The organism is Ensifer adhaerens, from assembly GCF_028993555.1.
Classification (GTDB): domain Bacteria; phylum Pseudomonadota; class Alphaproteobacteria; order Rhizobiales; family Rhizobiaceae; genus Ensifer; species Ensifer adhaerens_I.
This window is the reverse complement of record NZ_CP118610.1, coordinates 3,888,479-3,900,000: the sequence shown is the minus strand read 5'-3', so window position 1 is coordinate 3,900,000 and position 11,522 is coordinate 3,888,479. Positions and strand designations below refer to the sequence as shown.

8 protein-coding genes (1 of these 8 cut by a window edge) are annotated in these 11,522 nt (G+C 63.4%); 5 read left to right on the top strand and 3 right to left on the bottom strand.

Annotated features, from left to right (window positions below):
• The 3 genes from hrpB to PWG15_RS18760 all read left to right on the top strand — a co-directional run.
• Window positions 1–1,184: the final stretch of an ATP-dependent helicase HrpB gene (gene hrpB / locus PWG15_RS18770; RefSeq protein ID WP_275022061.1), read on the top strand. It extends 1,276 nt beyond the left edge of the window; only the last 1,184 of its 2,460 coding nucleotides appear in the window; its start codon lies beyond the left edge, outside the window; the stop codon is at window positions 1,182–1,184.
• A gap of 34 nt (window positions 1,185–1,218) precedes the next feature.
• Window positions 1,219–2,526 carry an ActS/PrrB/RegB family redox-sensitive histidine kinase gene (locus PWG15_RS18765; RefSeq protein WP_275022059.1) on the top strand — a complete coding sequence of 436 codons (1,308 nt, stop codon included), beginning with the start codon at window positions 1,219–1,221 and terminating at the stop codon, window positions 2,524–2,526.
• Window positions 2,527–2,606: 80 nt separating this feature from the next.
• Entirely contained in the window at window positions 2,607–3,191 is a 585-nt protein-coding gene (locus tag PWG15_RS18760) for an ActR/PrrA/RegA family redox response regulator transcription factor (protein WP_057252080.1), read from the top strand.
• Between the two features lie 127 nt (window positions 3,192–3,318).
• On the opposite strand, the gene PWG15_RS18755 is transcribed toward PWG15_RS18760, so the two are convergent.
• Window positions 3,319–3,849 (bottom strand): MmcB family DNA repair protein, encoded by a 531-nt coding sequence (locus PWG15_RS18755; RefSeq protein ID WP_275022058.1) that lies wholly within the window; start codon window positions 3,847–3,849, stop codon window positions 3,319–3,321.
• 183 nt (window positions 3,850–4,032) lie between these two features.
• Between PWG15_RS18755 and PWG15_RS18750 the strand changes: the two genes are divergently transcribed.
• Together PWG15_RS18750 and PWG15_RS18745 are read left to right on the top strand one after the other, a co-directional pair.
• Window positions 4,033–4,722, top strand: coding sequence for a L,D-transpeptidase (locus tag PWG15_RS18750; RefSeq protein ID WP_275022057.1), 690 nt, complete (start codon window positions 4,033–4,035; stop codon window positions 4,720–4,722).
• 272 nt (window positions 4,723–4,994) lie between these two features.
• Complete coding sequence (locus PWG15_RS18745; protein ID WP_275022055.1) at window positions 4,995–6,929, top strand: HAMP domain-containing methyl-accepting chemotaxis protein; 1,935 nt, start codon at window positions 4,995–4,997, stop codon at window positions 6,927–6,929.
• 81 nt (window positions 6,930–7,010) lie between these two features.
• Here the strand turns inward: PWG15_RS18745 and PWG15_RS18740 are convergent, their stop codons facing one another.
• Both PWG15_RS18740 and PWG15_RS18735 read right to left on the bottom strand, forming a co-directional pair.
• The gene (locus PWG15_RS18740) at window positions 7,011–9,176 is read right to left on the bottom strand and encodes a malate synthase G (RefSeq protein WP_275022054.1); all 2,166 of its coding nucleotides are present in this window, start codon (window positions 9,174–9,176) and stop codon (window positions 7,011–7,013) included.
• A 205-nt stretch (window positions 9,177–9,381) separates the two neighbouring features.
• The gene (locus tag PWG15_RS18735) at window positions 9,382–11,385 is read right to left on the bottom strand and encodes a hydantoinase/oxoprolinase N-terminal domain-containing protein (protein ID WP_275022053.1); all 2,004 of its coding nucleotides are present in this window, start codon (window positions 11,383–11,385) and stop codon (window positions 9,382–9,384) included.
• Window positions 11,386–11,522 lie beyond the last annotated feature (137 nt).

Sequence of the window (11,522 nt, the reverse complement as noted above, 5' to 3'; positions counted from 1 at the left end):
CCGCAATGGCCGTTGCCGCAGCCGAAGAGGGCCAGGCCGAGGCCGCTTGTCTCTTGGCGGTGATGCTGACCGAACAGGGCCTCGGTGGTACCAGCATCGATCTCGAGGATCGGTTGCGCCGCTTTCGGCAGGAGCGTGGCGACCGTGCCGAGGCCTCGCGCAATCTGGCGCGCCGCATGGCGGCGGAGCTGAAGGGCGCGCCGAAATCGAACGAACCGGTCCAACCGGGCGCGCTGCTGATGCATGCCTTTCCCGACCGCATCGCACTTCAGCGCGGCGGCCGCGGGCGATTCGTGATGGCGAACGGACGTGGCGCGGAGATTCCGGAGACGGAGCGGCTTTCGGCCGCCTCGATGCTGGTCATCGCTGACCTCACGGGACGGGCCGGCGGCCAGCGGGTGCTGGCAGCGGCCGAACTGTCGCGCGCCGAGGTCGAAGAGCATATGCCCGAGGCGATTACCCGCGAGGACCAGAGCTTCTTCGACAGGCAGAGCCGGCAGGTGCGCGCGCGCCGCGTGATGCGGCTCGGCGCGATCATCTTCGAGGAAGCGCCGCTTGCCAGACCGACGGGCGAAGCGGCGGCGCGCGCACTGGCCGACGGCGTGCGCCAGCTCGGCCTCTCGGTATTGCCCTTCTCCAAGGAGGCAATGCAGATGCGCGACCGCATCGGCTTCCTCAACCGCTCGATCGGCGACCCTTGGCCGGATGTCTCGGATCAGGCGCTTCTCGACCGTCTCTACGAATGGTTCGTGCCGTTCCAGCATGGTGTCACCGCCATTGCCGACATCAAGGCGTCCAGCCTTTCGGACGGGCTGCTCTCCCTCGTTCCGCACGAGCGACAGCGGGAACTTGCCAGGCTTGCACCGACGCATTTCGAGGCGCCGACCGGGCAAAGACACCCTATCCACTATGATGGCGACGAGCCGCTGCTGTCGATCCGCGTGCAGGAGCTCTTCGGCCTGAAGACCCATCCGGCGATCGGCGACGGCCGCCTGCCGCTGCTGCTCGAACTGATTTCCCCCGGACATCGCCCGATCCAGACGACGCGCGACCTGCCCGGCTTCTGGGCTGGCTCCTGGCGGGATGTGCGCGCCGACATGCGTGGGCGCTACCCGAAGCACCCCTGGCCCGAGGATCCGGCCAATGCGGCGCCGACGACACGGGCGAAGCCCCGTGGTACATGAGACGAAACCTCCGATGACTGGAATGCAGCCACGAATGACCACAGTTGCGCTCGAACACAACAACGACCAGACCAGCAACCGCAGCCTGCGCCTGCAGACACTCGTCCGGCTGCGCTGGCTTGCCGTCGGCGGCCAGTCGATCGCCGTCCTCATCACCGCTTTCTGGCTGCAATTTCCGCTGCCGCTGATCTCCTGCCTGGTGCTGATCGCAAGCCTGGCGCTGGTCAACGCCTATGTGACGCTGCGCTATCCGCCGACGCACCGACTGCAGCCGCCTGCTGCCTTTGCGCTTCTCGGTCTCGATCTCGCGCAGATCACGGGCCTCCTGTTCATCACCGGCGGGCTCACCAATCCCTTCGCACCGCTTCTGTGTGTTCCCGTCATCATCTCCTCGGCATCGCAGCCGAAATCGCACAGCATCATCCTTGCCGGCCTGGCGGTGATCGCGATCACCGCGCTTGCCTTCTCGCCCTTTCCGCTACCCTGGTATCCGGGCACGGTGCTCCTGATGCCGCGGGTACTGACGGCCGGCATCTGGTTTGCGATCGTCTCGATGACAGCCTTTGCCGCCTTCTACACCTATCGCGTCTCGCTGGAAGCGAGCGAGCTGTCGGAAGCGCTGACGGCAACGGAACTCGTTCTGCAGCGGGAAAAGCACCTGTCGCAGCTCGATGGGCTGGCGGCCGCAGCCGCGCACGAACTCGGAACGCCGCTCGCGACGATCAGCGTCGTCGCCAAGGAGATGGAGCGCGAACTCGGCAACGATCCGCGCTTCGGCGAGGACGTACATCTGCTGCGCAGCCAGAGCGAACGCTGCCGCGATATCCTGAAGCGACTGACGACGCTCTCTTCCGAAAGCGAGGAGCACATGCGGATGCTGCCTCTGTCATCGCTGATCGAAGAGGTGATGGCGCCGCACCGCGAATTCGGCATTCACATCAACCTCGTCGAAAAAGGCGACCGCGCGACCGAGCCGGTCGGCAACCGCAATGCCGGCATTCTCTATGGGCTCGGCAACCTGCTCGAGAACGCAGTCGACTATGCCCGGAAGGAAGTCACCGTCACGGTCGAGCATACGGCGGATCGAGTTCGGGTGACGATCGCGGACGACGGCGATGGTTTTGCGCCGGATATCCTGCAGCGCATCGGCGAACCCTATGTGACGCGGCGGCAAAAGGACGACAGCGCCGGTGGCCTCGGACTCGGCCTCTTCATCGCCAAGACGCTGCTCGAACGTTCGGGCGCGCGGCTGCGCTTTGAAAACGGCGGACCGGACAAGCCAGGCGCCCGGGTCAGCGTCGAATGGCCGCGCGCACTGATGGATACGAAACTGGCGAAATGACATTTCGCAGTTTATTGAACGAGACCAGAAGAAACCTATAATCTCGGCGAAAGCGCAGGTTTTCGCTCAAGGATTCCAGAATGACCGACAAATCGACAGCTTCGCCCAGCACGCCCGCACAGGACGCCGAACTGATCGGACCGGACCGCACCCTGCTGCTCGTCGACGACGACGCGCCCTTCCTCAGGCGTCTTGCCCGCGCCATGGAAGCCCGCGGCTTTTCGGTCGATATCGCCGAATCGGTCGCCGAAGGCATTGCCAAGGCCAAGGGCAACCCGCCGAAATATGCCGTCATCGACCTGCGGCTCGGCGATGGCAGCGGTCTCGACGTGATCGAGGCGATCCGCGGGCGGCGCGATGACACGCGCATGATCATGCTGACCGGCTACGGCAACATCGCCACCGCCGTGAACGCCGTAAAGCTCGGCGCCGTCGACTACCTCGCCAAGCCGGCCGATGCCGACGACATCTTTGCTGCGCTCGTTCAGCGCCAGGGCGAACGGGTCGAGCCGCCGGAAAATCCGATGTCGGCCGATCGCGTCCGCTGGGAACATATCCAGCGCGTCTATGAGATGTGCGAGCGCAATGTTTCGGAAACGGCGCGCCGCCTCAACATGCATCGCCGGACGCTGCAGCGCATTCTCGCCAAGCGCGCGCCGAAATAGGCAAGCCACTCTTCAAAAACGCATCCCGGTCGGAAAACCGCTTCGCACTTTTCCTGGATTGCACTTCAGAAGCCGAGCAATGCCGAGCCGGAAAACCGCTTCGCACTTTTCCTGGATTGCTCGGGGATCAGCCGCTGTCGCGGCCACCGGAGAGAATGTCCCCAATCGAATCGCCGAGTTCGCCGTTGCGCTCGGCGGCCCATTCGGCAAGCATCAGTCGCTGCGCCGCCGTGCGCGCAAAGAGCTGCAATACCGACTTGCGGGTCGCCGGCGGCAGCTTGTGCTCGGGCGCCTCGCGAACGATGTGTCCCTCATAACCGTCCGAAAGAAGCAGGCCGCACTCCTCCGGGAAGATGTCCAGCGGCACGCCGGCATGGGTTGCGAAGAACAGCCGGTCGCAATGCTGCCGGTAGTCCGGCCATTTGCGGTCGACGCGAAAATCCTCGATCGAGGTCTTGATCTCGACGATCCAGATCTCGCCCTTGGCCGAAAGCGAGATCAAGTCGGCGCGTCTGCCGCTCGAAAGAGTTAGTTCCGGCAGCACCGAATGGCGCAACTCGGCAAAAAGCCGCTGCACGCCGCGACGCACCATCATTGCGCGATTCGACTGGCGGCCGTCGATCAGCGGGTTATCGCCATGGATGGAGAGAATCGTCATGCGCCCGATGTCCCTTTGGGCCGGCCATTTTGTTGCAAAAAAACAAGGGTCATGGAATTTGCACTTTCCAGCCAAATTGTGGCCGCGCAATCTCTTGCATAGCACAAACTAATCGAAAATAACCGTAGTCACTGATGGTCGCGGCGACCCAGTTTTTACTTCGCTTCTTTTTAAGAGACTCCCATGCGCTTCCGCAATGCCTTCCTCTTGTGCAGCCTCGCGGCGACACTGGCCGTTGCCGGCTGCTCGACGACCTCGTCCAAGCCCGAGACTGCCGCCAACGAACCCGCTCCCGTAGCGGTAAAGGTTGCTACGAATCAGATCTTTAACGGCGATTATGGCGCGGTTGAGGACCACGGTTACGCGCTGCCCGCGATCCCGATCAACAAGGTAGATACCCGTTTCCATCGCCAGGTCGTCGACTACACCACCAGCGAGCGCCCGGGCACGATCGTCGTCAACACGCCGAATCGCTTCCTCTACTACGTGCTGCCGGGCGGCAAGGCCGTTCGCTACGGCATCGGTGTCGGCAAGGCCGGCTTTGCATGGGAAGGTGAGGCCTACATCGCCTGGAAGCAGGAATGGCCGATGTGGCATCCGCCGAAGGAAATGGCCGAGCGCAAGCCGGAAGTCGCCAAGTATGTCGAGGAAGGCATGGGCCCCGGCCTCAAGAACCCGCTCGGTGCCCGCGCCCTCTATCTCTTCAACGACGAAGGCAAGGACACGCTGTTCCGTCTGCATGGCACGCCGGAATGGTCGTCGATCGGCACCGCCGCTTCGTCCGGCTGCATCCGCCTGATCAACCAGGACATCATCGACCTCTATTCACGCGTTCGCCCTGGCAAGAACGCCCGCGTCGTCGTCCAGCAGTAACAGCTCTGCACCAAGCATCCAAAGCCGCCGACACCAGTCGGCGGTTTTTTGCGTCGATACTCAACCACCATTTGTCGGCGGCGCAATGCTGCAACGGAGCGCGTCAGCCACGCAAAGTTGCTGTTCGAAAACGCCCTCAAATCAGGGTCGCGAAAACCGGCCGCGTGACGCAGAAAAGTTCAATTTCGACTTAAATTCAGGCGCTTATTAAGTAAGCGTTATCTAAATAAAAGAAACAGTGTGCCCAGAAATTCCGCTCGGGAGGGACTGGCATGCTGATCAAGACCAAGCTCATCGGCGCGATTGCGCTTCTGTCATCCATAACCATCGGCATCGCCATCTACAGCCAGAGCACGCTGTCGGAAACCAGCGACATGATGGATGTGGTCTATGCCGATCGCATCGTGCCGCTGAAGAACCTGAAGGCGACTTCCGACGCCTTTGCAGTCTCGATCGTCGACGCCGCGCACAAGGTCCGCAACGGCAACGAAACGATGGAGAGCGGGCTGGCCTCAGTCAACGCCGCGCGGGAGACCATCAAGACCAACTGGGATGCCTATGCGGCGACCTCGATGACCGATGAGGAACGACGGCTCGTCGACAATGCGCGGAGCCAGATGATCGTTGCGATGGATTCCATCACGGCGCTGACGCAAATTCTCTCGGACAAGGACCAGAAGGCACTCGATACGTTCGTGCGCGAAAAGCTCTACGCGACGATCGATCCGCTGACGGCAACGATCTCCGAGATCTCGGACCTGCAGGTCGAACTTTCCGGCACGGCTTTTGAAGCCAAGCATCACGAGTTCGAGACAGTGCAGAAGCTGAACATTGCCATCATCGTTCTCGTCATGGCGCTTGCCGCCGGCACCTTCCTCGTCGTGTTGCGCGGCGTCGTCGGACCGCTCGGTCGCCAGATCGCGGCCATGCGCCGACTGATCGACGGTCATGTCGAGGATGCCGACGAACCGGTGAACGGCAAGGACGAGATTGCCGACATGGCTCGCGCCATCCAGTCCTTCCGGGAAGCGGCGCGAGCGAACCTGCGGCTGCAGGCCGAAGCGGACGAGACCCGCCGCACCAGCGAGGCCGAGCGCCTTCGTGTGCAGAGACAGGCGGAACAGGACGCGCAGGAACGGCTGACGCAAGCGACCGCCGGTCTCGCCAGTGGGCTGCAGCGGCTTGCCAACGGCGATCTCGCAGTCCGGCTGCATGAGCCCTTCGCCGCCGAGTTCGAACAGTTGCGGCATGACCTCAACAAGGCGGCGGGACAGTTGAACGACGCGTTGCTGGCCGTCGCCGACAGTGCCGGCAACATCGGCATGGGCACGCGCGAGATCAGCCAGAGCGCCGACGATCTTTCCAAACGGACCGAACAGCAGGCAGCGTCGCTCGAAGAGACAGCCGCGGCGCTCGATCAGATTACCGCCAATGTCAGCAACTCGTCGAGACGGACGGAGGAGGCGCGCGACGTCGCCGGCGAGGCGAAGACCAGTGCGGCCCAGTCAGCCGTCGTCGTCGCCAATGCCGTGGAGGCGATGCGGCGGATCGAGGAATCCTCCAGCCAGATTTCCAGCATCATCGGCGTCATCGACGAGATCGCCTTCCAGACGAATCTCCTCGCATTGAACGCCGGGGTCGAAGCGGCCCGGGCCGGTGAAGCGGGCAAGGGTTTTGCCGTTGTCGCCCAGGAAGTGCGCGAACTTGCACAGCGCTCGGCCAAGGCCGCGAAAGAAATCAAGGATCTTATCCGCACATCGAGCCAGGAGGTCGAAAACGGGGTGCGCCTGGTGCGCGACACCGGCGAGGCGCTCCAGACGATCGAGGCGCATGTGATCACCATCAACGAACATATGGCCGCGATCGCTACGTCCGCCCGGGAACAGTCCGTGGGACTGAGCGAAGTCAACACCGCCGTCAACCAGATGGATCAGGTGACGCAGAGGAACGCAGCGATGGTCGAGGAAGCCAATGCCGCCTCCGCCACCCTGGCGCAGGAGGGTACCAATCTGCGCAACCTGATCGGGCGCTTCATCCTGGGTGGGGAGGCGAATGCGAAGTCCGGAACCGAATCTCGGCATCAGCCGACGGCAGCAGCGGTCAGCTACCATCACGGCGACCGCACCCTTCGGGTCGCCAAGCGATCGACCCCGCATGCAGCCCAAGGCAATACAGCGCTTGCCACCGAAGGATGGGCCGAGTTCTAGGTCAAGGCCGAGCCGGTAAATGACAAGGCCGCGCGTTCCATTGAACACGCGGCCTTGTCGAAACATTCAGATCAGGACGAATCAGGCGGCGTTGCGCGCCTTCAATTCCAGACGGCGGCGATGCAGGACCGGCTCGGTGTAGCCGTTCGGCTGCTCGCGGCCCTTCAGAACCAGCTCGACAGCCGCCTGGAAGGCGATCGATCCGTCGAAGTTACCCGCCATCGCGACATAGAGCGGGTCCTCGGCGTTCTGACCGTCGACGACGGCGGCCATGCGCTTCATCGTCTCGACGACCTGCGCTTCGGTGACGACGCCGTGGTGCAGCCAGTTGGCCATGTGCTGGGCGGAGATGCGCAGCGTCGCGCGGTCTTCCATCAGGCCGACATTGTTGATGTCGGGAACCTTGGAGCAACCGACACCCTGGTCGACCCAGCGCACGACGTAGCCGAGAATCCCTTGAGCGTTGTTGTCGAGCTCACGCTGGATTTCCTCGGGCGTCCAGTTCGGCCGGACCGCGACCGGCACCGACAGGATATCGGAGAGCTTGGCGCGGGTGCGGCTCTTCAGGCTCGCCTGGACCTCGGCGACATTGACGCGGTGATAGTGCGTCGCGTGCAGCGTGGCGGCCGTCGGCGACGGGACCCAGGCAGTGTTGGCGCCGGCTTTCGGGTGGGCGATCTTCTGCTCGAGCATCGCAGCCATCAGATCGGGCATGGCCCACATGCCCTTGCCGATCTGGGCATGGCCGGACAAGCCGCATTCAAGTCCGATATCGACGTTCCAGTTCTCGTAGGCGCCGATCCATGCGGCCTGCTTCATGTCGCCCTTGCGGATCATCGGGCCGGCTTCCATCGAGGTGTGCATCTCGTCGCCGGTGCGGTCGAGGAAGCCGGTGTTGATGAAGACGACGCGCTCGCGGGCGGCGCGAATGCACTCCTTGAGGTTGACCGTCGTGCGGCGCTCCTCGTCCATGATGCCCATCTTCATGGTGTTGGCGGGCATGCCGAGCGCCTTTTCGACACGCGCGAAGATCTCGCTGGCAAAGGCGACTTCTTCCGGCCCATGCATCTTCGGCTTGACGACATACATGGACCCCGCGCGGGAGTTCATGCGGCGACCGCCATTGCCGATGTCGTGCAGTGCGATCAGTGCCGTGACCATGGCGTCCATGACACCCTCGGGCACTTCCTTACCGTCACGGTCAAGGATAGCCGGATTCGTCATGAGGTGGCCGACATTGCGGACCAGCATCAGCGAACGGCCTGGGAGAGATAGCGTACCGCCGGCGGCGGCCTGGTAGGTGCGGTCGGCATTGAGACGACGCGTGAAAGTCTTGCCGCCCTTGGCGACTTCTTCCGTAAGGTCGCCTTTCATCAGGCCGAGCCAGTTGCGGTAGACGACAACCTTGTCTTCGGCGTCGACAGCCGCGACCGAATCTTCGCAGTCCATGATCGTGGTGATTGCCGATTCGAGGATGACGTCGGAAATGGCGGCCGGATCTTCCTTGCCGATCGGCGTGGAGGCATCGAGAACGACGATCGCATGCAGATTGTTGTGCCGGAGGACGATTTCCGCGCGCGCACCTTCCGAATGACCCGCAAACTGGGCAGCGTTGCGCAGCGTCGTGTTCGAACCGTCCTTGAGGCCGATCTCGAGTGCGCCACCTGCAACCTTGAGCGAGGTGACATCAGCCCAATTACCCTTCGTCAGCGGTGCGCTGGCATCGAGAAAATCGCGAGCCCATGCGATGACCTTGGCACCGCGCTTCGGGTTGTAACCGCGGCCTTTCTCCGCACCGTCCGCATCGGAGATCGCGTCCGTGCCGTAAAGCGCGTCATAGAGCGAGCCCCAGCGCGCATTGGCGGCGTTGAGGGCATAGCGCGCGTTCATCACGGGAACGACGAGCTGCGGGCCGGCGATCGTCGCGATCTCGGGATCGACATTGGCGGTCGAAACGCTGAAGTCTCCCCCTTCCGGCAGCAGATAGCCGATATCGCGGAGGAAAGCCTGATAGGTTTCCATGTCGCTGGGCGCGCCGTTCTGCTTGTACCAGGCGTCGAGCTTGGCCTGGAGGTCGTCGCGCCTTGCCAGCAGCGCCCGGTTCTTCGGCGCCAGGTCGTGCACGAGAGCCGAAAGCTGCTCGAAGAAATGCTCGGCATCGATGCCGGTGCCCGGCATCGCCTCTTCCACCAGGAAGCGATGGAGACCCGCATCTATCTTCAACCCAAACTTCTCAATGCGGTCCATCTGCCAACTCCTTGAAATAGACGTAAGGAGCGTCACCGATCCGGACGGATGCGATGGAAACGCCCCAACATGTTGATCTTGCGCCTGAAACCGATCGCGGACCAGCCCATGCGCAACGCGCGCGTGAAACGGCCGCAGTTTCTCACCAATTCATTCCCTGTCAATTCTGCAAGGATGCGAAGAATTGTTTCCGAAATGGAAAAGATCAGTCGTGGGCGATGCGTGGGCGGCCGCTGGCGGACGCGATGAACCGGGCCTCGATCAGCTTGCGGCTGCCTTCGACTTCCGGCGCGTCGATTTCCTCCCGCAGCATCGAGACGGGATCATCCGCTCCATTGGTGCGTGCCGTTTCCAGCGCCACGGCTTCGGCCCGCCGGCGGGCGGCGCTGAAAGCCTTTTCCTGGTCGAGAAACCGTTCGCTGGCCCCGGCACCGTTGACGACGAAGATGCCTTCCTCCGGCATCGTCACGAAAACCGTCACCGTGGCGCTGACCTGTCCGACCACGGCGCCAACGGCATTGGCGACACCTGCTTCCTCCGGAATGGCTGCTTCCGTTCCGAGCATATCGGCAATAGCCGGATAATAAACTGGCGCGGACGCGCCAAGGCCGACGAGCGGGCGATCGAGGCGGAGCGAGAAACGGACGATACCCGGCGCACGGGTGAGCGCGCGGTCGACAGCCTGGGAGACAGCGGGATCGATCGCACCGGCGCCATCCTCGCCAAGGCAGGCCTGAAGGATGACCTCGGAGGATTGCCGCGTCAGCCGGTCGACAATCATCTGGGCCATGGCTTCCGGCGACGGAGCGATCGGTTGGCCGGAACCATCGCGGGTGCGCGCCGCAAGCTGAATGCCAAGCTGAGCCGCTTCAAGGTTCCATTGCGATTGCCGGCCGAGCACATGCATGGCGTCCGACGGCGTCAGGCCACAGATATGCACGAGCCCGCGTCCCACCAGCCGATCGAGCGTCGCCTTCTGCGGGGTCGAGACCAGCAGTGTCTCCAGCGCCACCGGAACCGCACCGATGCGCTCATAGAGCGCCTGCTCCTGCGGCTGCAGACCGCTGGCAAGATGATCCGGCAGACCGGTACGGACCGCAAAGCGGCCATTGTTGCGCCCGGTATGCTGGGCGCGCATCTGTTTTTCGAGCACCGAAATGACGGCGTCGCCATGCAGAGCCGCGGCAAGGCTGAGCGGCATCAGCCGGCGCGGGCCGAGATCGATCTTCGCCTTCAAGCCGCGGTCGTTGATCCGCACTTCCGAATCGCCGCCGAGGCCGTAGGTCCGCATCGCCACCGCTTCGACCATGGTGCGGAAGCCGCCGACGACGGCGCCCTCGGCGTCGAGCCGCGGCCGGCCGCCTTCCAGAACCGCGACATCGGTCGTTGTGCCGCCGATATCGGAGACCACGGCATTGTCGAGTCCGGTCAGATGCCGCGCGCCGACGAGGCTTGCAGCCGGACCCGAGAGGATCGTTTCGATCGGCCGCAACCGCGCCTCCTCGGCCGAGATCAATGCGCCGTCACCGCGCACCACCATCATCGGCACGTCGATGCCGCGTGCCTTGAGAAAGCCTTCGCAGGACCCGATCAACCGGTCGATCATCGACACCAGCCGCGCATTGAGCAGGGTCGTCAAGGCGCGGCGCGGTCCGCCGAGCTTGGAGGACAATTCATGGCTGCAGGTGACGGGCAGATGCGAGACTTCGCGAATGCGATCGCGCACGCGCTTTTCATGGGCCGGATTGCGAACCGCGAAGTAGCCGGCAATGGCAAAGGAGGAAACCTGTCCGGCAAGCACCGGCAGCGCGGCATCGAGCTCGCTCATGTCGAGCGGAGTTTCGCCGCCATGCACATTATGGCCGCCCGGGAGGAAAATCACCGGATCGGAGCCGAGCGCCTCCAAGAGACCATCACGCTTCAGATCGTCGGGGCCGAAGCCGATCATGACAAGACCAGCGCGACCGCCCTGCCCCTCAACGAGGGCGTTGGTGGCAAGGGTCGTCGACAGCGAGACCATGCTGATCGCCGAAACCGGCACTTTCGCCTGATCGAGCACCGCTTCGACCGCGCCGGAAATACCGACCGCGAGGTCGTGGCGGGTGGTGAGCGCCTTCGCCTTGGCGACGACCCCTTGCGTTTCCGAGAAGAGAGCGGCGTCGGTATAGGTGCCGCCGGTGTCGATGCCGAGAAGAAAATGAGAGGTCAATTCGCGCAGTCCGGAATTCGCGCGGGGCGCAAGGCCCCGGGTTCAATGGGGATCGATGCGGTGATATGACATATTTCAAGAGAAAACCATCGTGCCGCAGACATCAATGATCAACGGGGCGACACGGATCAAAGGAT

What these genes read in the sequence shown, in the direction of transcription:
- PWG15_RS18745 (WP_275022055.1), top strand. Translation starts at nt 4,995, where the DNA reads ATGCTGATCAAGACCAAGCTCATCGGCGCGATTGCGCTTCTGTCATCC.
- PWG15_RS18740 (WP_275022054.1), bottom strand. Translation starts at nt 9,176, where the DNA reads ATGGACCGCATTGAGAAGTTTGGGTTGAAGATAGATGCGGGTCTCCAT.
- PWG15_RS18765 (WP_275022059.1), top strand. Translation starts at nt 1,219, where the DNA reads ATGACCACAGTTGCGCTCGAACACAACAACGACCAGACCAGCAACCGC.
- PWG15_RS18755 (WP_275022058.1), bottom strand. Translation starts at nt 3,849, where the DNA reads ATGACGATTCTCTCCATCCATGGCGATAACCCGCTGATCGACGGCCGC.
- PWG15_RS18760 (WP_057252080.1), top strand. Translation starts at nt 2,607, where the DNA reads ATGACCGACAAATCGACAGCTTCGCCCAGCACGCCCGCACAGGACGCC.
- PWG15_RS18750 (WP_275022057.1), top strand. Translation starts at nt 4,033, where the DNA reads ATGCGCTTCCGCAATGCCTTCCTCTTGTGCAGCCTCGCGGCGACACTG.